The organism is Streptomyces sp. A1136 (assembly GCF_004795055.1).
Taxonomy (GTDB): domain Bacteria; phylum Actinomycetota; class Actinomycetes; order Streptomycetales; family Streptomycetaceae; genus Streptomyces.
This window is the reverse complement of record NZ_SSBJ01000017.1, coordinates 57,791-77,630: the sequence shown is the minus strand read 5'-3', so window position 1 is coordinate 77,630 and position 19,840 is coordinate 57,791. Positions and strand designations below refer to the sequence as shown.

Genomic DNA, 19,840 nt, shown 5'->3' with positions numbered 1-19,840 from the left:
GCCGGGTGGGACTTCGACGACGACAGGGCCTAGCTGAGGCCTGCCGTGCGGGCGCGCGCCACGGCGGGGCCGATGGCGGCGGCCACGGCGGCGACGTCCTCCTTGGTGGAGGTGTGGCCGAGGGAGAACCGCAGGGTGCCGCGGGCCAGCTCGGGGTCGGTGCCGGTGGCGAGCAGGACGTGGCTGGGCTGTGCCACGCCCGCCGTGCAGGCGGAGCCGGTGGAGCACTCGATGCCCTGTGCGTCGAGGAGCAACAGCAGGGAGTCCCCTTCGCAGCCGGGGAAGCTGAAGTGGGCGTTGGCGGGGAGTCGCTCCGTGGGGTCCCCGCCCAGGACGGCGTCGGGCACTTCCCGAAGCACGGCGGTGACCAGCTCGTCGCGCAGGGCGCCGACGCGGGTGGCGAAGGCCTCGCGCCGTTCGGCGGCGAGGACGGCGGCGACCGCGAAGGCGGCGATGGCGGGCACGTCCAGGGTGCCGGAGCGCACGTGCCGCTCCTGGCCGCCGCCGTGCAGGACGGGTACGGGGCTCTGGTCGCGGCCGAGCAACAGGGCGCCGATGCCGTAGGGGCCGCCGACCTTGTGGCCGCTGACGGTCACGGCGGCCAGACCGCTGTCGCCGAAGCGGACATCGAGCTGCCCGAAGGCCTGGACGGCGTCCGAGTGCATGGGGATGCCGAACTCGCCCGCGATGGCGGCGAGTTCACGGACCGGCAGGACGGTCCCGATCTCGTTGTTGGCCCACATGACGGTGGCGAGGGCGATGTCGTCGGGGTCGCGTTCCACCGCCTCGCGGAAGGCCTCGGGGCGGACGCGCCCGTACCGGTCCACCGGCAGGTACTCGACGTGGGCGCCCTCGTGCTCGGCGAGCCAGTGGACGGCGTCGAGGACGGCGTGGTGTTCGACGGGGCTGGCGAGGACGCGGGTCCGGGCGGGGTCCTGGTCGCGGCGGGCCCAGTAGAGACCCTTGACGGCGATGTTGTCGGCCTCGGTGCCGCCGGCGGTGAAGACCACCTCGCTCGGGCGCGCGCCGAGGGCTTCGGCGAGTGCCTCGCGCGCCTCCTCGACGGTGCGGCGGGCCCGGCGGCCGGCGGCGTGGAGGGAGGACGCGTTACCCGTGGCGGCGAACTGCGCGGTCATCGCCGCAGCCGCCTCCGGCAGCATCGGCGTGGTTGCGGCGTGATCGAGGTAGGCCATGATCCCCCGATTCTACGAGTCCCTGCGGGGACGGTCCGTCGCCCTCCCGTTCCGGGTGGGGTCGGGCCCCGGTCGGCCGTGCCCTGCCGGGCCTGCCACCGTCCCCCGGGGCGCTGCCCCGGCCCGGCCGAGACGGCACGGGCGAGTGAGGCGCAGGGGCGCGCCCGGGGAACCGGTCCTACAGCGCCCCGGAACCGAACCGAGCCCTAGGAAGCGCGCGGCGCGCGGGCCAGCTGGCGGGATTGGGCCACGAGGCGGCCCGCGGAGTCCCAGACCTCGGCGTCCTCCTCCAGGAAGCCGCCGGCCAGGTTGCGCGTGGTGATGGCGACCCGCAGCGGGCCCGGGGCCGGCCGGTGGCGGACGTGGGTGGTGAGTTCGACGGTCGGGGTCCAGCCCATCAGGCCGAGGTCGAAGGAGGTCGGCGGCAGCGCGTCCACCGCCAGCAGCAGGGACAGCGGGTCCGCGTCCCGCCCGTCGGCCAGCTCGAACCAGGCGCGCATCTCGCCCTTGCCGGACGGCGCGCCGACGGCCCAGCCGGCCGTCGCGGGGTCCAGCCGCAGCCGCAACCGGTCCACGATCGCGGAGCTGCCCGGGATCGGCGCCGGGCCCGCTTCCGGGCCCAGGCAGTCCTCGTACGCCGGGATGGCCGGGGGCCGCGCCGTGGTGTGGACGGAGTCGGGCAGCGCGTCGAGGTCGCCGTAGGAGGCGAGGACGCGGATGCGTTCGATCTCCGCGCCGTTCTCGTCGTACTGGAAGAGCGAGGCCTGGCCGGTGGAGAGGGTGCGCCCGGTGCGGACGACCTGCGTGCGGATCACGGCGGGGCCGGGCACGGAGGAGGTCAGGTAGTGGGCGGAGACGGTGAACGGGTCCGGGTGCGGCAGGGTCGCCGACAGTGCCCGGCCGACCAGGGCCAGCAGGTATCCGCCGTTGACGGCGGTGATGATGGTCCAACCCGCCGAGAGTTCGGTGTCGTACGTCCCGGGCTCGCCCGCGCGGGGGGCGATGGCGGTGTCGCGGTCGAACTCGCTGTCTCCGATGGCCGCCTGGGCCGCTGTGTCTGCCATGGGGCCGACGGTACACCGGCATGCTACTAAGCGGTAGCTTTGGTCGGCTACGGCGATGTTACGGCTCCTCGGCCACCGCGGAGCGGCGGTTCCAGGCCAGGGGCGCCCGCCAGTGGTAGCGGATCGCGAGCAGCCGGAGCACGAAGGCGGTGACGATGGCGACGCCCGTGGTGAAACCGTTCAGCTTGTCGAAGGCGATGAACAGGGCCACCATCGAGGCCCCGACCACGGCCGGGACCGCGTACATCTCGCGGTCGCGCAGCAGCGAGGGCACCCCGCCCGCCAGGACGTCGCGCATGACGCCGCCGCCGACCGCCGTCGCCACTCCCAGCGCGGCGCACGCGGTGAGCCCCAGTCCGTACTCGTAGGCCTTGGTGGTGCCGGAGACGCAGAAGAGCCCGAGCCCCGCCGCGTCGAAGACGTTGATGGCGCGGTTGATCCGCTGGACCTCGGGGTGCAGGAAGAAGACGATCGCGGCGGCGACCAGCGGGGTCAGGAAGAAGCTGAGCTCGCCGAACGCGGCCGGCGGGACGGCCCCGATCACCAGGTCGCGCAGGAGTCCTCCGCCGAGGGCGGTGACGAGCGCGAGCACGCAGATGCCGAAGACGTCGAAGTTCTTGCGTACGGCGAGCAGCGCGCCGGCGGTGGCGAAGACGAAGATGCCCGCGAGGTCCAGGGCGTGCTGGATCTCGGGCGGGAAGAGATCGTGGGACACGCCCCCATTGTGCGGGGTGCGGGCGGCGCCCCGGACAAGGCCCGGCGGCCGACCAGGCCGGACCGGCACGCACGGCCCGAGGAGGCATCGCATGCCGGGGCCGGCGATGGCAGGGCCGGCAACGGCGGGCCGGAGCCGAAGTCAGGCCCGGCAAGGGCAGGACCGCGGCCGACCGGCGCGCACGGCGCGAGAAGACGTCGGATACCCGGGCCGGCAACGGCCGGCCGGCGCCCGAGGGCCCCGCCCGGCAATGGCAGGGCCGGGGCCCCCGGGCGTGGCCGCCCCGGGACCCCGGCACCGTCCGCCCCCGGCCACTGCTCCCGGGGGAGGGACAGGGGGACGCCTCGCGCTACACGGTGGGCGTCTCCACCGCTTCCGCCGCGCCCGGCAGCGCCTTGTCGCCCGGCGCCTGGTCGGGGGCGTTCTCCGGGTGGTGGCAGGCGACCTGGTGCCCGGTCTTGAGGGCGACCAGCGGCGGCTCCTGCGTGGTGCACAGCTCCGTCGCCTTCCAGCAGCGGGTGTGGAACCGGCAACCGCTCGGCGGCGAGATGGGGGAGGGCACGTCGCCCTTGAGCAGGATGCGGCCGCTCTTGGCGCCGCGCCGCCTCGGGTCCGGCACCGGTACGGCCGACATCAGCGCGTTCGTGTACGGGTGCATCGGCGCCTGGTAGAGCGAGTTGCGGTCCGCCAGCTCCACGATCTTGCCGAGGTACATCACCGCGATCCGGTCGGAGACGTGCCGGATGACGGACAGGTCGTGCGCGATGATCACGTAGGTCAGGCCGAGCTCCTCCTGGAGGTCGTCCAGCAGGTTCACCACCTGGGCCTGGATCGACACGTCCAGCGCCGACACCGGCTCGTCCGCGACGACCAGCTTCGGCTTGAGGGCCAGCGCCCGGGCGATGCCGATGCGCTGGCGCTGGCCGCCGGAGAACTCGTGCGGGTAGCGGTTGTAGTGCTCGGGGTTGAGACCCACCAGCGACAGCAGCCGCTGCACCTCCGCCTTGACCCCGCCCTCGGGGGTGACCTTCTGGAGCTTGAACGGCGCTCCGACGATCGTGCCGACCGTGTGGCGGGGGTTCAGCGAGCCGTACGGGTCCTGGAAGATCATCTGGACGTCGCGGCGCAGCGGCCGCATGCCGACCACACCGAGGTGGGTGATGTCCTTGCCCTCGAACTCGACCTTTCCGCTGCTCGGTTCGAGCAGCCGCGTGATCAGCCGACCCATCGTGGACTTGCCGCAGCCGGACTCGCCGACGATGCCGAGGGTCTCACCGCGGCGGACGTCGAAGTCGATCCCGTCGACGGCCTTGACCGCGCCGGTCTGGCGGCGCAGCAACCCCTTGCTGATGGGGAAGTGCTTGACCAGCCCCGTCACCTTGAGCAGCGGCTCCTCGGTTTCGGGGGCCTGCGGCGCATCCGTACCCGCGCCCGTCTTGTTCATGTCGGTCACAGCTTCGGCGCAATCTCTTCGGTCCAGATCCGGGTCCGCTCCTCCTGCGACATGTGGCAGGCGGACCAGTGCCGGGTGTCGTCCTGGGTCAGCTCGGGGCGCCGGGTGCGGGTGATGCCGCCCTTGGGCACGTCGGCGTAGGGGCACCGGGGGTTGAAGGCGCAACCGCTCGGGACGTTGATGAGGCTGGGCGGCGAGCCCTTGACCGGGATGAGGCGCTCGGTCTGGTCGCGGTCGATGCGCGGCATCGAGCCGAGCAGGCCCCAGGTGTAGGGGTGGCGGGGCTCGTAGAACACCTTCTCGGCGGTGCCGCGCTCGACGCACCGGCCGCCGTACATCACGAGGATGTCGTCGGCCATCTCGGCGACGACGCCGAGGTCGTGCGTGATCATGATGACGGCGGAGCCGAACTCCTTCTGGAGGTCGCGGATCAGGTCCAGGATCTGCGCCTGGACGGTGACGTCCAAGGCGGTCGTGGGCTCGTCCGCGATGAGCAACTCGGGGTTGTTGACCAGTGCCATCGCGATCATCGCGCGCTGACGCATGCCGCCGGAGAACTCGTGGGGGTACGCGTCCACGCGCCGGTGGGGCTCCGGGATGCCGACGCGGTCGAGCATCTCCACGGCCCGGGTGCGGGCCGTCTTCTTGTCGACGTCGTTGTGGGTCCGGTACGCCTCGACGATCTGCTTGCCGACGGAGTAGTACGGGTGCATCGCGGACAGCGGGTCCTGGAAGACCATCGCCATCTTGCGACCGCGCAGTTTGCGCACGTGGTCGGCGTCGGCCCGGACGAGGTCCTCGCCGTCGAGGACGACCTCGCCGGAGATGTGCGGGCGGCTGCGGGCCTGGCCGGTGCGGTGCAGGCCCATGATGGCCAGCGAGGTGACCGACTTGCCGGAGCCGGACTCGCCGACGATGCCGAGCGTCTTGCCGCGTTCGAGGTCGAAGGAGAGCCCGTCGACGGACTTGACCAGCCCGTCGTCGGTCGGGAAGTGGACCTGGAGGTCGCGTACGGACAGGAAGGACGTCGCCGAGGCCCGGGATGCGGGCGTCGCCTGCTCGGGCACGAACACGGGTCCGGCGGAGCTGGAGGGGTTGTCGGTCACGTCAGCCTCACGCGCGGGTCGATGACGGCGTACAGCAGGTCCACGATCAGGTTGGCCAGGACCACGAACAGCGCGGCGAGCATGGTGACGCCCATGATGACGGGGAGGTCACCTTGGCTGATGGCGGCGACGGCCGCCGTTCCCAGGCCCTGGAAGTTGAAGGTCGTCTCCGTGAGCACCGCGCCGCCGAGCAGGCCGCCGAGGTCGAGGCCGAACATGGTGACGATCGGGGTGAGCGTGGAGCGCAGGGCGTGCTTGCGGATGACCACGCCCTCCTTGAGGCCCTTGGCGCGGGCCGTGCGGATGTAGTCCTCGCCGAGGACCTCCAGCATGGTGGCGCGGGTGATGCGGGCGTAGGTGGCGGCGAAGAGGAAGGCCAGGGTGACCCAGGGCAGGATCAGGCTGTTGAGCCAGGCCAATGGATCCTCGGTCAGGGGTTTGTAGTTGGACACGTCCAACCAGCCCAGGCCGTAGACGAAGATCGCGGGCGCCACCATGCCGGTGAAGAAGATCGGCAGGGATACGCCGGCGAGCGCTCCGATCATCACGGTCCGGTCGATGGCGGTCCTGCGTTTGAGCGCGGAGACCACTCCGGTGGCCACACCGGCGATCACCCAGATCACGGCCGCGCCGAGGGCGAGCGAGAGGGTGACCGGCATGCGGTCGAGCATGGTCTCCCAGACGGGGGCCTCGCTCTTGAAGGAGTAGCCGAAGCACGGTGCCGCGCAGTGCGTGACCTCGGTGCCGGCGTCGTAGTCGCGGCCGACGAAGATGCCCTTGAGGAACACCCAGTACTGCTCGGAGATGGGCTTGTCGAAGCCCATCTTCACGCGGATGCCGGCCAGGGCGGTCGGGTTGGTCTCGCGGCCGGCGTACATGAGCGCGGGATCGCTGCCGGTCAGTTTCGGGACCGCGAAGAAGATGCCGAAGGTGACCACGGAGACCACCAGCAGCGTGGCGGCGACGTTGAACAGCCGCCGTATGAGGTAGACGAGCACTGCAGTCGGCCGCCCGGGGCGGGCGGTCGCCGCCCCTCGTGGGGACGACGACCGCCGCCTGCGGCCTTCACCTGCCCTTCGGACTAGCGCATGTGCGGTGAAGGCACTTACTTACGTACTTGCTGACCTTCTGGTGTCCGGCGGCCGCCTCGCGGGGCCGCCGGACGGTCGGACGACTGGGCGCCGACTACTGGCTGCCGTGCCCGCGGGCTACTTGGCGACGCCGAGGACCGCGAGGTCGATCTTGCCCATGGAGTCGTTGAAGTAGACGTTCGTCAGGCGCGGGTTGTGGTAGACGAGCGCCTTGTCGAAGTTGATCGGCAGGTAGAGCGCCTTCTCCATGATCTTCTTGTTGATGTCGGTGTAGAACGGCGCTGCGGCGTCCGGCGTGGCGGCCGCGGCGGCCTTGTCGAACAGCCCGTTGACCTCCGGGTCGTCGAGCATCGTGTAGTTGTTGTTGCCGGTCTGCGCGATGAACGAACCGTCGACCAGCGGCTGGAGGAAGCCCGCGCCGGAGTTGTAGTCGGCGCCCCAGCCCATGACGATGATTCCGTAGTTCTTCTTCTTCACGTTGTCGGGCGAGCCGATGGTGGAGGAGGAGAGCTTGCCGTCGTACTGGTCGATCGTGGCCTTGATGCCGACCTTGGCGAGCGAGGCCTGGAGGGACTCGGCCGACTTGACCTCGGGGGCCTTGTTGTTGCGGACCGCGATGGTGGTCTCGAAGCCGTCCGGCTTGCCGCACGCCTTGAGGGCGGCCTTCGCCTTGTCCTCCTGCGGCTTGCCCGCGGTCAGGTTCCACGGGTCGTAGGACTTGTCGGCGCCGGGGACACCGGGCGGCAGCATGTTCGCGCCGAGGTCACCGCTCGTCGGGCCGCCGCGGGCGTTCTGCAGCGACTTCGGGTCGGCCGCGTAGATGACGGCCTTGCGGCACTCGACGTTGTCGAACGGCGCGACCGTCTGCGGGAAGGCGAAGTAGCGGATGTAGCCCGTGAACGGGTTGTCCGCGTTCTTCTTGAGGTTCGCGTCCTTGAGGATCTTGTTCTTCGCGGCCTGCTGGACACCGGTGCCGTCGACGGCGAGGTCGATGTCGCCGGAGAGCAGGCGCTGGTCCATGTCGTCCGGGTTGGTGGTGACCGTGAAGGTGACCTTGTCCGGCAGACCCTTGCGGATCGTGTCGGTCTTCGGGTCCCAGTTCTCGTTGCGGACGAAGGTCGCGCCCTTGCCGGAGGCGAAACTCTCGACCTTGTACGGGCCCGTGGAGACCGGCTTGTTGGTGTAGGTGGCACCCGTGTCCTTGCCCGCCGGGACGGGCGAGGAGGACGGCATGGCCAGCAGGTACTTGAAGTCGGAGTTCGCGTTCGCCAGGTTGAAGACGACCGTGTGGTCGTCCGGCGTCTGGACGGACTTCAGACCCATCTTGTCCGGGTCGGTGTCCTTGTAGGGACCCTGGTACTTCTGGCCCTGGTCGAGCTGGTCGATCAGGTAGGTCGGGCCGCCGGCCAGCACGTCCTGCGCGAAGACGCGCTCGATGCCGTACTTGAAGTCCTTCGAGGTGATCGGCGTGCCGTCCTCGAACTTCACGCCGTCCTTGATCTTGACGGTGTACGTCTTGCCGTCGTTGCTCAGGACGGGCTCGCCCTCGGCGAGGTCCGGGACCAGCTTGGTGCCCGCGGCGCCCGGCTTGCTGTCGTACGCGTAGAGCTGGCGTATGAACAGGCGCTGCATGTTCCACACGAAGCCGTAGTAGGCACGCGCCGGGTCGAGGAAGTCGACGTCCTGGGGGGACCAGAGCTTGAGCTCACCGCCCTTGGCGTCGGAGGCGTTCACGACGCCGGTGGCGGCACCGCTGTAGCCCTTGTCGCCCTTGTCGCCCTCCGCCTTCTTGGTGTCGTCGCCACCGCACGCGGCGGTCAGCGACAGGGCGGCGATCACGGCGGTGATCGCGAGTGCCTGCTTTCTGCGGATCACGGTTGTCCAACCTCCAGAAGTGGGTGAATCGAAAGAGCGGTTCAGCTGCCCTTGGGGTCGAGTGCGTCGCGCAGCCCGTCCCCGAAGAGGTTGAACGCCAGGACGGTGATGAAGATCGTGATACCGGGAACCACCATGTACATGGGGTCGTCCTGGTAGATGGGGATGGCGTCGGACAGCATCTTTCCCCAGGAGGCGGTGGGCGGCTTGACGCCTGCGCCGAGGAAGCTGAGGGCCGCTTCCGTCAGGATGTTGGTCGGGATGATCAGCGTCGAGTAGACGAGGATCGGCGCGACCAGGTTCGGCAGGAGTTCCTTGATCAGGATGTACCCGCGGCCCGCGCCGAGGCTGCGTGCCGCCTCCACGTACTCCCGCTCCCGCAGCGACATCGTCTGGCCGCGGACGATGCGGCCGATGTACGGCCAGCCGAAGAAGCCGATGACGACGATCAGCACCGCCATGCGGACACTGGAACCCTCCAGCCCCAGAAGGCTGTTGGGGACCACCGAGACGAGCGCGATGGTGAACAGCAACTGCGGGAAGGCCAGCAGCAGGTCCATCAGGCGGCTGATGATGCCGTCGACCCAGCCGCCGAGGAAGCCGGCCAGCGCGCCCAGCAGGCTGCCGATGACGACCGAGACGAAGGCCGCGAGGAAGGCGACGATCAGGGAGATGCGGGCGCCGTAGACGATCCGGCTGAAAACGTCGCGTCCGTTGGTGGGTTCGACGCCCAGCAGGAAGTCTGAGCTCACGCCGCCGAACGAGCCGATCGGCGTGCCGAGGTCGGGATCGATCATGTCCTCGTGGAACTCGTTGGGCGGGTGGCCCAGCAGGCTCACGATCTGCGGCGCGAAGACCGCCACCAGGATCAGGAAGATCACGACCACGCCGCCGGTCAACGCGACCTTGTCGCGCTTGAGCCGCATCCAGGCGATGCGGCCGGGCGAGCGGCCTTCGATGGCCTTGGCAGGGACGTCGGCTACGGACACGGGTGCGGGCGTCTCCGCGCTCGTGTCGTGCAGTGGTGCCGTCATCGTGGTGGGGACCCCTCTCGGCCGACGGATGTGCCGGCCCATGCCCGCCGCTGTGGCGGCGTTGGTGCGGAGTGGCGCTCGGAGTGCGTGGGACACGCTGAACGCGTGTGAAGTGCAGGAAGTGCGGGAAGTTCTGCGGAAACCGCGGTGCGGGACCACGGGTACGGATCACGTCTCGAACCGCGTCCTGGAGGACTGAGCGGCTCTTGGGTGGGGAGTCTTCATCGGGCGCTCGACCAGCCGCCAGACCCGCAGTTGAATGGATGCGCAACCGTGATCTGACGCTCCGATTCCCGTTATCCGGACTGCGCTCACACCTCAGCGGAGCAAGACCGTCCGTTCGGTACGCAACCGGACATCTGCCCCAACTCGCATGAGGGGAGTGCTTTTCAGGCTCACAACGGCGGCGATATCCGGACAAGCCAGAGGCCGCCGGGGACCGTGGGTCCCGGCGGCCTCGCGTTGGCTCGTTACCGCTGTCTCAAAACATGGGCGCGCTTGCGGAGGGAAAGATTCCGGTGCGTGCGACTCGGGTGGGGCGTCCCGTTTCGGCCTAGTACGAGGGAGCCTGGCCCTCGCGGTCGTAGAACGGGCGGGTCTGCGAACGCAGCCACATCGCCACCGGATCGTGCTCGTCCGCGAGCGCGACGGTGCACACCGGGACGCCCTCGGGTACCGCCCCGACCGACTGCCGCATCATCTCCCGTACGGATTCCAGCGCGGGCGCGGAGGCGTCGTACAGGTCCAGCCCCACCGCCAGGTACGCCGACCCCAGCGACGGCTGCACCCAGGCGCGGCGGAGCGAGCGCACGGCGGGCGTGCGGTGCGCGTGCTGGGTCAACAACCCGTAGAACTGGGGCAGCTCCAGCGCCGGCTCGGACAGCCGCAGCGGACCGGCCGGCATCCGGTCGAGGCCGGTGGCGATCCGGCGCAGGTCCGCCCAGGGAAGGCCGAGGCCGCCGCCCTGGGCGTGGGGGTTGAGCCACAGGCCCCAGCGGTCCGGGTACAGGGCCCGGGCGATGTCCCGGCCGGTGACGACCTCGTAGCCGCGGTTCCACCCGCTGGCGGCCAGCTCCTGCGGGGAGGTCACGCAGGGCGCGTAGCCCAGGCCGTCGACCTCCATGCCGCCGTACTGGGCGTCCGGTGACCCCGGCCTGCCCTGCCAGAGCAGCATCCACAGGCGGCCCTCGGCGAGGGCGTGCAGGAGCGACTCGTAGCTCTCATAGCGCCCGGGAGTCACCTGGCGCAGCATGTGCTCGACCTGCCCGGCCGCGGCCGTGCCTGACGCACTCACCCGGTACCCCTCTTCGTCCGCCCGTCATCCACGCGTATCGGCCCCCAGCTTAAGCGGCCCTAGGGGAGGTAGAAGGGGCGTACGCGCTCACGGATGTGGTCGACCACCGGGTCCTGGGCGGCGTCGAGGAGGATCAACTGCACCGGCCAGGGCGGAGGTACGCGGGTCAGGGCGCGGCCGAGGGCCTCCAGCGGGGCGTTCCGCGACTCGGTGTCCCATCCCACCAGTCGGACACCGATGTACAACTGCGGCGCTCCGCCCTCGACGCTGGCGAGGCAGCGGTGGGCGGCGGCGACCACGCCGATGGCGCGGAACTCCTCGGCGGCGGCGGCGAGGAAGTCCACCGGGTCGTCCTGCCAGTCGGGCTCGAAGAGCCGGACACGGCCGCCGGTGGCGGGGCCGTCGAGGGGGGTGCGGCCGGTGCGGCAGAGCTCCGCGACGGCGGGCGGCGGGAGCGGGACGCCGACGGCGCCCTCGGGGTTGAGGGCGATGCCGAGCTGCGGGGGCAGGCCGCGGGCGAACTCGACGGCGGGGGCGACGGCGAAGTCCATGGCGGTGCCGACGCAGACGCGGAACTGGGTCTCGGAGCTGTAGACGGGGACGTAGGCCTCGCCGCCGATGAGCATGGTGGGGAGGTTGAGGGCGGTGTGCTCGGGGCTGCCGCCGGCGGGCAGGGGCACCCAGACCCGGCTGCGGCCGAGCACCTCCAGGATGCGGGCCCCGGCGTCCGCCTGCCCCAGGGCCGCGCCGAGCACGTGTTCCAACTCGTTGTCGGGCCACCCGCCGCCGTGCATGTGCCGCCTCCGCCTGTCGCTCCGCGTTGTCCCGCTGACCCTAATCCGTCCACCCCGCCCCGCGAGCGCCGGGTCACACCGCCGTCCCGCCGGTGCCGGCGGGCCCCCTCCCGGGGCGGGGTCTCGGGATGGAGAGGGGGGTTCCGTTAGTGGAACGTGATACGGGTGACCGCGGCGGCGGAGGGGCGGTCCAGGAGGGTCACCGAGGCGCAGCCCGCCGGGGGGCGGCCCGCTTCCGCGGCGCGGATCAGGCGTGCCGCCGCCGCCCGGTGGCGGGCGAACGCGTACGCCGACACCCGCCGCCCCCGCTCCGCCTGCCCGGCCAGCGCCTCCCCCGCGGTGGCGTCCAGCAGCAGCAGGTGCAGCGCCCGGCCACGCCTGCGCGCCGCCCCCGCCAGGAGCCGGCGCACCCAGGTCTGGCTCCCGCAGTCGTGCACCACGACCGACGCCCCCGAGCGCACCACCCGCCACAGCCCCCAGTAGTGCGCCGCCCGCACCACCGGCCGGTACAGGGCGTAGGGAAGGACCCCCCGCGTCCGCCGCTCCCACCGCTCCCGCGTGTCCTGCGAGTCGATCGCGCCGCCCCCCGCGGCCCGTTTGATCAGCGTGCTCTTGCCGCCGCCGGGCAGGCCGGAGACGACCACGATGTCCCCCGCCGCGAAGCCCAGCCGTCTCGGCCCCGCCGCCCGCGACCCGCGCAGGTCGCGTACCCGCCCCGGCCGCGCCGGCGCCGGCCGCTGCGCCGGGACCCCGTCGAGGGTCCCCGTCAAAGCCGGCACTCCGAACCTCCGCACAGTGATCGCCTCCCCCGGACCGTGAATGTAAAGAGACGGCAATCCGGCCCACCCGGTTCCGGGCCGTCCGGTCCCGCCGCCGCCCAAGCCCCGCCGGCGTCCGCACGGACTTTCGGGGCCGCCCGCCCACGCCCGCCCACCTCGTGCAATGATGTGCGCCATCTGGACACCAACTGCATACCGGCCGCTTGAATCCGCGCGGGAGAGTCCCGGCACGCCGTGAGGCCGTGCCCGGGCGCCGAAGGAGCAAGTTCCTCCCTTGAATCTCTCAGGCCCCGTACCGCGTGGATGAGGCAGATCTGAAAAGCGGGCTGTTCGACAGCTCCACCCAAGGTGCAAGCCGAAGACGCGTTCCGCCCGGTGCGGGAACTCTCGGCGAACCTCTCAGGTTCCGATGACAGATGGGGAGGATCGTCCTCGTCATGTCATGCCCTGGGACCCGGGAGCCACACCCATGAGCACTGCCCCCCGCCTGACCGCGCTCGACGCGCTGCACCGCTCGCTCGGTGCGACCATGACCGACTTCGCGGGCTGGGACATGCCGCTGCGCTACGCCAGTGAGCGCGACGAGCACAACGCCGTGCGCACGAAGGCCGGTCTCTTCGACCTGTCCCACATGGGCGAGATCACCCTGACCGGCCCCGAGGCCGTCAAGGCCCTCGACTACGCGCTGGTCGGCAACATCTCCACCGTCGGCGTCGGCCGCGCCCGCTACACGCACATCTGCCGGGAGGACGGCGGAATCCTCGACGACCTGATCGTCTACCGCCTCGGCGAGACCGAGTTCATGGTCGTCGCGAACGCCTCCAACGCCCAGGTCGTCCTGGACGCCCTGACCGAGCGCGCCGCCGGCTTCGACACCGAGGTCCGCGACGACCGTGACGCCTACGCGCTGATCGCCGTCCAGGGCCCCGAGTCCCCCGGCATCCTGGCCTCCCTCACCGACGCCGACCTGGACGGACTCAAGTACTACGCGGGCCTGCCCGGCACGGTCGCCGGCGTCCCCGCGCTGATCGCGCGTACGGGCTACACCGGCGAGGACGGCTTCGAGTTGTTCGTCGCCCCGGAGCACGCCGTGGAGCTGTGGCAGGCGCTGACGAAGGCGGGCGAGGGCGTCGGGCTGGTCCCGGCCGGCCTGTCCTGCCGTGACACGCTGCGCCTGGAGGCGGGCATGCCGCTGTACGGGCACGAGCTGACCACCTCCCTCACCCCGTTCGACGCGGGTCTGGGCCGCGTGGTGAAGTTCGAGAAGGAGGGCGACTTCGTCGGCCGTTCCGCGCTGGAGGCCGCCGCCGAGCGCGCCACCACGAACCCGCCGCGCAAGCTGGTCGGGCTGATCGCCGAGGGGCGCCGGGTCCCGCGCGCCGGCTTCCCGGTGGTCGCCGACGGCAAGGTCATCGGCGAGGTCACCTCCGGCGCCCCGTCGCCGACGCTGGGCAAGCCGATCGCGATGGCGTACGTGGACGCGGCGCACGCCGCGCCCGGCACCTCCGGCGTCGGCGTGGACATTCGCGGTACGCATGAGCCGTACGAGGTCGTGGCCCTGCCGTTCTACAAGCGGCAGAAGTAGCCCGGCCGCGACCCGTACCGCGTCACCGCCGCACGCCAGGGCCGCGCGGCGGCGTCCCAGTACCCGAGACCACCGTTCGTATCCACTCCCCCGCATCCAGGAGAATCAGGTCATGAGCAACCCCCAGCAGCTGCGTTACAGCAAGGAGCACGAGTGGCTGTCGAACGCCGAGGACGGCGTCTCGACGGTCGGCATCACGGAGTTCGCGGCCAACGCGCTCGGTGACGTCGTCTACGCACAGCTCCCCGAGGTCGGCGACACGGTGACCGCGGGCGAGACCTGTGGCGAGCTGGAGTCGACCAAGTCGGTCAGCGACCTGTACTCCCCCGTCACCGGTGAGGTCGTCGAGGCCAACCAGGACGTCGTGGACGACCCGTCGCTGGTGAACTCGGCCCCGTTCGAGGGTGGCTGGCTCTTCAAGGTACGCGTCACGGAGGAGCCGGCCGACCTGCTCTCCGACGACGAGTACGCCAAGCTCACCGCCGGTAACTGACCCCAGGGGATCCTGATGTCCGTACTGAACACCCCTCTCCACGAACTCGACCCCGACGTCGCCGCCGCCGTCGACGCCGAGCTCGTGCGCCAGCAGTCGACCCTGGAAATGATCGCGTCGGAGAACTTCGCTCCGGTCGCCGTCATGGAGGCCCAGGGCTCGGTCCTGACCAACAAGTACGCCGAGGGCTACCCCGGCCGCCGCTACTACGGCGGCTGCGAGCACGTCGACGTGGTCGAGCAGATCGCCATCGACCGGATCAAGGCGCTCTTCGGCGCCGAGGCCGCGAACGTGCAGCCGCACTCGGGCGCGCAGGCGAACGCCGCCGCCATGTTCGCGCTGCTCAAGCCGGGCGACACGATCATGGGCCTGAACCTGGCCCACGGCGGTCACCTGACCCACGGCATGAAGATCAACTTCTCCGGCAAGCTCTACAACGTGGTCCCGTACCACGTCGACGAGACCGGCCAGGTCGACATGGCCGAGGTCGAGCGCCTCGCCAAGGAGTCCAAGCCGCAGCTGATCGTCGCCGGCTGGTCCGCCTACCCCCGTCAGCTGGACTTCGCCGCCTTCCGCCGCATCGCGGACGAGGTCGGCGCGTACCTGATGGTCGACATGGCGCACTTCGCCGGTCTGGTCGCCGCGGGCCTGCACCCGAACCCGGTCCCGCACGCCCACGTCGTCACCACCACCACGCACAAGACCCTCGGCGGTCCCCGCGGCGGTGTCATCCTGTCGACGCAGGAGCTCGCGAAGAAGATCAACTCCGCGGTCTTCCCCGGTCAGCAGGGTGGCCCGCTGGAGCACGTGATCGCCGCCAAGGCCGTCTCGTTCAAGGTCGCCGCGTCGCCCGAGTTCAAGGAGCGCCAGGAGCGCACCCTGGAGGGTGCGAAGATCCTCGCCGCGCGCCTGGTCCAGGACGACGTCAAGGCCGTGGGCGTGGACGTCCTGACCGGCGGCACCGACGTGCACCTGGTCCTGGTCGACCTGCGCAACTCGGAGCTGGACGGTCAGCAGGCCGAGGACCGACTCCACGAGGTCGGCATCACGGTCAACCGCAACGCCATCCCGAACGACCCGCGGCCCCCGATGGTCACCTCGGGTCTGCGGATCGGTACGCCGGCCCTGGCCACCCGCGGTTTCGACGCCGAGGCCTTCACTGAGGTCGCCGAGATCATCGCGCAGGCGCTCAAGCCGGCGTACGACAGCGACGCCCTCAAGGCGCGCGTCTCCGCGCTCGCGGCGAAGTTCCCGCTGTACCCGACGCTCTGACGCGACCGGGCGGGGCCCGGTGCCTGTTCCCACAGGCCCGGGCCCCTTTTTCACGCCTGGTTTCACGCCTTGTCGACCCCCGGTCGCAGCCCGGGATGTGAGCCGACGCACACCCGTGCTTCCCCTTGTGGCCCTTCCGGACAGGGGGGTCGTTCACCTCGCCGCGTTAAGCTCGACCGTCGGACAAAATCCGACCAAACCTCCCTGATCACCTCCGCTGATCGACCCGCTCTCCTGTGCCCCTCTCCCACCCCACGAGCAGACAAGGGAGTCTCGCCACCGTGGCCATCTCCGTCTTCGACCTCTTCTCCATCGGCATCGGTCCCTCCTCCTCCCACACCGTCGGCCCGATGCGGGCGGCGCGCATGTTCGTGACCCGCCTGAAGAAGGAGGGTGCCCTCGCCCAGACGGCCTCCGTCCGCGCGGAGCTGTTCGGCTCCCTGGGCGCGACCGGCCACGGCCACGGCACCCCCAAGGCGGTCCTGCTGGGCCTGGAGGGTCACTCCCCCCGCACGGTCGACGTCGAGAACGCCGACGCCGAGGTCGAGCGCATCCGCCGGAGCGGCCGGCTGCGCCTGATGGGCGCCGAGATAGGCGAAGCCCATGAGATCGACTTCGACGAGCCGAGCCAGCTCATCCTGCACCGCCGCCGGTCGCTGCCCTACCACGCGAACGGCATGACGCTCTTCGCGTACGACGCCGCCGGCGCGCCGCTGCTGGAGAAGACGTACTACTCGGTCGGCGGCGGCTTCGTCGTCGACGAGGACGCGGTCGGCGAGGACCGGATCAAGCTCGACGACACCGTCTTGAAGTACCCGTTCCGCAGCGGTGACGAGATGCTGCGCCTCACCCGCGAGACGGGCCTGTCGATCTCCGCGCTGATGCTGGAGAACGAGAAGGCCTGGCGTACCGAGGAGGAGATCCGCGAGGGCCTCCTGGAGATCTGGCGCGTCATGCAGGCCTGCGTGGCGCGCGGCATGTCCCGCGAGGGCATCCTCCCGGGCGGTCTGCGGGTCAAGCGCCGCGCCGCGACCACGGCCCGAAAGCTGCGCTCCGAGGGCGACCCGCAGGCGCTGTCGATGGAGTGGATCACCCTCTACGCGATGGCCGTGAACGAGGAGAACGCGGCAGGCGGCCGGGTGGTCACCGCCCCGACGAACGGCGCCGCCGGCATCATCCCGGCCGTGCTGCACTACTACATGAACTTCGTGCCGGGCGCCGACGAGGACGGCGTGGTGCGCTTCCTCCTCGCGGCCAGTGCGATCGGCATGCTCTTCAAGGAGAACGCCTCGATCTCCGGCGCCGAGGTCGGCTGCCAGGGCGAGGTCGGCTCGGCCTGCTCGATGGCGGCCGGCGCGCTCGCGGAGGTCCTGGGCGGCAGCCCGGAGCAGGTCGAGAACGCGGCCGAGATCGGCATGGAACACAACCTCGGTCTCACCTGCGACCCGGTCGGCGGACTGGTCCAGATCCCGTGCATCGAGCGCAACGGCATGGCGGCGGTCAAGGCCGTCACCGCGGCCAGGATGGCGATGCGCGGCGACGGCTCGCACAAGGTCTCCCTGGACAAGGTCATCAAGACCATGAAGGAGACCGGCGCCGACATGAAGGTCAAGTACAAGGAGACCGCCCGCGGCGGCCTCGCGGTCAACGTCATCGAGTGCTGACCCGACGCCGGAGCCGCTGACGGCGGCCGGCGGGTACCGACGGGAGGGCCGGGCGGGTGTGCGCCCGGCCCTTTCGTCGTCCTCGCGCTACTTCCTGCGGATCGAGGTCAGACAGCCCTTGGCGAAGGCGTTCACGGCGTCGTCCAGCGCCTTGAGGCTCTCGGGGGTGGGCGGCTTGTCCGCCTCCCCGGTGACCGTGATGTCCAGCATGAGGTTGCTGTCCCGCACCCGTAGCTGCCTGACCTGGTGCGGATCGTCCGGCTTGGAGTAGAGGAGACGGTACGCCTCCCTGCCCACGCCCTTGACGTCGACCGGGGCGCCGCCCGGCGAGTCCTTGCCCGCGTCGCCCCGCACCTTGGCGAAGACCGCCTTCGCGTCGTCGACGCTCGGGACGTAGGCGAAATCCAGCTCGACCTTGACTCCGCCGTAGGTCGCGGGGCCGCTCCGGACGAGCCTTTGGACGCACTCGGCGCCCGGGTAGCCCCCGGTGGTCCGGCGGGTGCGGTCGGCCACGTCCTCGCGGGTTCCGAGCGGGTCGGCCAGTTCGCCGTACGGCAGCGCGTTGCATATCTCGTCCGTGGCGACCCAGGGGTAGCCGCCCTTGCCCTCCTGGGAGACCTCCTCGTCGCCGCTTCCGCAGGCGGTGGCCGCGAGGACGAGGGCCGCGGTGATCACGGCATGACGGTGAAGGCGGGTGTGAAGGCGGTGACGGCGCATCCGGTGCTCCCCTGTCGCACGGTCCATGTCCAGGCCGCCACCCTGCCAGGAAAGGCACGCCGCCACGGCGTGATCCGTGCAACCGCTGCGGCCCCCCGGGCGTCTTCGGCAGTGTCACCCTTGTCCCCGTCTCCCAGAATCGAGGGGACGTCATGCAGCACGTACGTCGCCGCCAGGTCACCGCACTGCTCGCGGGCGCTCTGCTCACCGCCGGGGTCGCGCTCGCCGCGCCGGCCTCGGCCGCCTCGACCACGCTGGTCACCAATGCCCGCTGGGGCGGCCACTGCACCTACGACCGGCTCGTCGTCGACCTCCAGGGAGCCGCCCCGCCGGTCACCGTCACGCCCGTATCCCAACTCGTCTACGACGGGTCCGGCAAGCCCGTCCCGCTGCCGGGGAAGTACTTCCTGGAGATCAGACTGCACCCCGCCGCCGCGCACGACGACGCCGGTCACAACGTCTACGTGGGGCCGAAGCTCCAGCAGATCGCCCTGAGCAAGCTCAAGGGCATCGCCCTGACCGGCGACTTCGAGGGGTACGTGACCTTCGGCGCGGCCTTCGACACCCCGCCCACCTACAACACGAGCGTGCTGCACTCCCCGGAGCGGTTCGTCCTGGACTTCCCGCACCCGGCCACTTGCTGAGGCCGCCGCGAGCCGCGGCTACCGGTGCTCGGGGTTCGGGAAGTCGAAGCGGCACCCGGCGTCCCACTCCGAGCGCTGGTTGCCGTGCGCGGGAATGCCGCCGGCCCTCTTGAGGAGGGCGGCCAGGTGCATGAGGTTCCAGCTCATGAAGGTCGTGTTCCGGTTGGTGAAGTCGTTCTCGGGACCGCCCGAGCCGGGGTCCAGGTACGAGGGCCCCGGCCCGGCCTCGCCGATCCACCCCGCGTCGGCCTGCGGCGGGATCGCGTAGCCGAGGTGCTGGAGGCTGTAGAGGACGTTCATCGCGCAGTGCTTGACCCCGTCCTCGTTGCCGGTGATGAGCGCCCCGCCGACCCGGCCGTAGTAGGCGTACTGGCCCCGGTCGTTCAGGAGCGAGGAGCAGGCGTACAGCCGCTCGATGACCTGCTTCATGACCGAGCTGTTGTCCCCGAGCCAGATCGGGCCGCACAGCACCAGGATGTCGGCGTCCATGATCCGGCTGTACAGGACGGGCCACTCGTCGCTCTCCCAGCCGTGCTCGGTCATGTCGGGCCAGACACCGGTGGCGATGTCGTGGTCGACGGCGCGGACGAGCGAGGTCCGGGCCCCGGCGGCCTCCATGACCGCGCGGCTGCGTGCGATCAGGCCCTCGGTGTTGCTGGTCTCGGGGGACCGTTTGAGGGTGCAGTTCACGTAGAGGGCGCTCAGGTCCCCGTAGTGGGGAGTCTGCCGGGATGCGGAGTCGTCGGTCATCCCACCACCCTGCGTCGCACCGGACGCGGTCGCCGGCGGGCGCGCGCGGACGGGTCGGGTTGTGACCCGTCCGGACGGCCGACTAGGGTCAAGAGGCCTTGGTGTTCGGGAAACCGGTGGGAAACCGGTGCGGCCCTCGCCACTGTGATCGGGAAGTCCGGCTCCACTCTCCCCCAGACGCTCAGTCCGGGAGGTGCCCCCAGCGGGAAGCCACTGGGCCCGCGCGGGAGACCGCACGGCCCCGGGAAGGCGGAGTCAGGGCGTCAGCACCCGTGAGCCAGGAGACCGGCCGGGGCGCGTTGTCCATCCACGAGGTG

18 protein-coding genes and 2 riboswitches are annotated in these 19,840 nt (G+C 71.0%); of the genes, 5 read left to right on the top strand and 13 right to left on the bottom strand.

Features of this window, described 5'->3' with window-relative positions; translation table 11 throughout:
* Positions 1 to 29: 29 nt before the first annotated feature.
* The 11 genes from E6R62_RS18300 to E6R62_RS18250 all read right to left on the bottom strand — a co-directional run bounded on the left by E6R62_RS18300 (position 30) and on the right by E6R62_RS18250 (position 12,389).
* Positions 30 to 1,193 carry a cysteine desulfurase family protein gene (locus E6R62_RS18300; protein ID WP_136214530.1) on the bottom strand — a complete coding sequence of 388 codons (1,164 nt, stop codon included), beginning with the start codon at positions 1,191 to 1,193 and terminating at the stop codon, positions 30 to 32.
* A 206-nt stretch (positions 1,194 to 1,399) separates the two neighbouring features.
* A complete protein-coding gene (locus tag E6R62_RS18295; RefSeq protein WP_136214529.1) occupies positions 1,400 to 2,257 on the bottom strand; it encodes a thioesterase family protein in 858 nt (285 codons plus the stop codon).
* Between the two features lie 58 nt (positions 2,258 to 2,315).
* Positions 2,316 to 2,972, bottom strand: a complete 657-nt coding sequence (locus E6R62_RS18290; protein ID WP_136214528.1) for a trimeric intracellular cation channel family protein — start codon at positions 2,970 to 2,972, stop codon at positions 2,316 to 2,318.
* 349 nt (positions 2,973 to 3,321) lie between these two features.
* Complete coding sequence (locus tag E6R62_RS18285; RefSeq protein ID WP_240801741.1) at positions 3,322 to 4,416, bottom strand: dipeptide ABC transporter ATP-binding protein; 1,095 nt, start codon at positions 4,414 to 4,416, stop codon at positions 3,322 to 3,324.
* A 5-nt stretch (positions 4,417 to 4,421) separates the two neighbouring features.
* On the bottom strand, positions 4,422 to 5,498 hold the full coding sequence (locus tag E6R62_RS18280) for an ABC transporter ATP-binding protein (protein ID WP_240801748.1): 1,077 nt from the start codon (positions 5,496 to 5,498) through the stop codon (positions 4,422 to 4,424).
* Between the two features lie 29 nt (positions 5,499 to 5,527).
* Positions 5,528 to 6,529, bottom strand: a complete 1,002-nt coding sequence (locus E6R62_RS18275) for an ABC transporter permease (protein ID WP_136214526.1) — start codon at positions 6,527 to 6,529, stop codon at positions 5,528 to 5,530.
* A 210-nt stretch (positions 6,530 to 6,739) separates the two neighbouring features.
* Entirely contained in the window at positions 6,740 to 8,497 is a 1,758-nt protein-coding gene (locus E6R62_RS18270; protein WP_136214525.1) for an ABC transporter substrate-binding protein, read from the bottom strand.
* A 41-nt stretch (positions 8,498 to 8,538) separates the two neighbouring features.
* On the bottom strand, positions 8,539 to 9,531 hold the full coding sequence (locus E6R62_RS18265; protein ID WP_136214524.1) for an ABC transporter permease: 993 nt from the start codon (positions 9,529 to 9,531) through the stop codon (positions 8,539 to 8,541).
* Between the two features lie 553 nt (positions 9,532 to 10,084).
* Positions 10,085 to 10,825 carry an enhanced serine sensitivity protein SseB C-terminal domain-containing protein gene (locus E6R62_RS18260; protein WP_136214523.1) on the bottom strand — a complete coding sequence of 247 codons (741 nt, stop codon included), beginning with the start codon at positions 10,823 to 10,825 and terminating at the stop codon, positions 10,085 to 10,087.
* Between the two features lie 59 nt (positions 10,826 to 10,884).
* Positions 10,885 to 11,619: an enhanced serine sensitivity protein SseB gene (locus tag E6R62_RS18255; protein WP_136214522.1), complete on the bottom strand. Its 735-nt coding sequence runs from the start codon at positions 11,617 to 11,619 to the stop codon at positions 10,885 to 10,887.
* A gap of 146 nt (positions 11,620 to 11,765) precedes the next feature.
* Complete coding sequence (locus E6R62_RS18250) at positions 11,766 to 12,389, bottom strand: ATP-binding protein (RefSeq protein ID WP_240801747.1); 624 nt, start codon at positions 12,387 to 12,389, stop codon at positions 11,766 to 11,768.
* Positions 12,390 to 12,602: 213 nt separating this feature from the next.
* Positions 12,603 to 12,706, top strand: a riboswitch (glycine riboswitch).
* A 161-nt stretch (positions 12,707 to 12,867) separates the two neighbouring features.
* Here E6R62_RS18250 and gcvT point away from each other — a divergent pair.
* From gcvT to E6R62_RS18230, 4 genes are all read left to right on the top strand, one after another.
* Positions 12,868 to 13,983: a glycine cleavage system aminomethyltransferase GcvT gene (gene gcvT / locus E6R62_RS18245; RefSeq protein WP_136214521.1), complete on the top strand. Its 1,116-nt coding sequence runs from the start codon at positions 12,868 to 12,870 to the stop codon at positions 13,981 to 13,983.
* Positions 13,984 to 14,095: 112 nt separating this feature from the next.
* Positions 14,096 to 14,476: a glycine cleavage system protein GcvH gene (gcvH, locus tag E6R62_RS18240; protein ID WP_136214520.1), complete on the top strand. Its 381-nt coding sequence runs from the start codon at positions 14,096 to 14,098 to the stop codon at positions 14,474 to 14,476.
* Between the two features lie 15 nt (positions 14,477 to 14,491).
* Positions 14,492 to 15,748 (top strand): serine hydroxymethyltransferase, encoded by a 1,257-nt coding sequence (glyA, locus tag E6R62_RS18235; protein WP_136214519.1) that lies wholly within the window; start codon positions 14,492 to 14,494, stop codon positions 15,746 to 15,748.
* A 281-nt stretch (positions 15,749 to 16,029) separates the two neighbouring features.
* On the top strand, positions 16,030 to 17,412 hold the full coding sequence (locus tag E6R62_RS18230) for an L-serine ammonia-lyase (protein WP_136214518.1): 1,383 nt from the start codon (positions 16,030 to 16,032) through the stop codon (positions 17,410 to 17,412).
* Positions 17,413 to 17,499: 87 nt separating this feature from the next.
* Here E6R62_RS18230 and E6R62_RS18225 read toward each other — a convergent pair whose 3' ends face one another.
* The gene (locus E6R62_RS18225; RefSeq protein WP_136214517.1) at positions 17,500 to 18,087 is read right to left on the bottom strand and encodes a hypothetical protein; all 588 of its coding nucleotides are present in this window, start codon (positions 18,085 to 18,087) and stop codon (positions 17,500 to 17,502) included.
* A 194-nt stretch (positions 18,088 to 18,281) separates the two neighbouring features.
* Here E6R62_RS18225 and E6R62_RS18220 point away from each other — a divergent pair, with 194 nt between their 5' ends.
* Entirely contained in the window at positions 18,282 to 18,773 is a 492-nt protein-coding gene (locus E6R62_RS18220) for a hypothetical protein (RefSeq protein ID WP_136214516.1), read from the top strand.
* 18 nt (positions 18,774 to 18,791) lie between these two features.
* Here the strand turns inward: E6R62_RS18220 and E6R62_RS18215 are convergent, their stop codons facing one another.
* Positions 18,792 to 19,523: a flavodoxin family protein gene (locus E6R62_RS18215; protein WP_136214515.1), complete on the bottom strand. Its 732-nt coding sequence runs from the start codon at positions 19,521 to 19,523 to the stop codon at positions 18,792 to 18,794.
* An 82-nt stretch (positions 19,524 to 19,605) separates the two neighbouring features.
* Positions 19,606 to 19,832, top strand: a riboswitch (cobalamin riboswitch).
* Positions 19,833 to 19,840 lie beyond the last annotated feature (8 nt).

Coding starts and splice junctions, on each gene's coding strand:
- gcvH (WP_136214520.1), top strand. CDS start 14,096: ATGAGCAACCCCCAGCAGCTGCGTTACAGCAAGGAGCACGAGTGGCTG.
- glyA (WP_136214519.1), top strand. CDS start 14,492: ATGTCCGTACTGAACACCCCTCTCCACGAACTCGACCCCGACGTCGCC.
- E6R62_RS18295 (WP_136214529.1), bottom strand. CDS start 2,257: ATGGCAGACACAGCGGCCCAGGCGGCCATCGGAGACAGCGAGTTCGAC.
- E6R62_RS18215 (WP_136214515.1), bottom strand. CDS start 19,523: ATGACCGACGACTCCGCATCCCGGCAGACTCCCCACTACGGGGACCTG.
- E6R62_RS18220 (WP_136214516.1), top strand. CDS start 18,282: ATGCAGCACGTACGTCGCCGCCAGGTCACCGCACTGCTCGCGGGCGCT.
- E6R62_RS18255 (WP_136214522.1), bottom strand. CDS start 11,619: ATGCACGGCGGCGGGTGGCCCGACAACGAGTTGGAACACGTGCTCGGC.
- E6R62_RS18285 (WP_240801741.1), bottom strand. CDS start 4,416: ATGAACAAGACGGGCGCGGGTACGGATGCGCCGCAGGCCCCCGAAACC.
- E6R62_RS18265 (WP_136214524.1), bottom strand. CDS start 9,531: ATGACGGCACCACTGCACGACACGAGCGCGGAGACGCCCGCACCCGTG.
- gcvT (WP_136214521.1), top strand. CDS start 12,868: ATGAGCACTGCCCCCCGCCTGACCGCGCTCGACGCGCTGCACCGCTCG.
- E6R62_RS18300 (WP_136214530.1), bottom strand. CDS start 1,193: ATGGCCTACCTCGATCACGCCGCAACCACGCCGATGCTGCCGGAGGCG.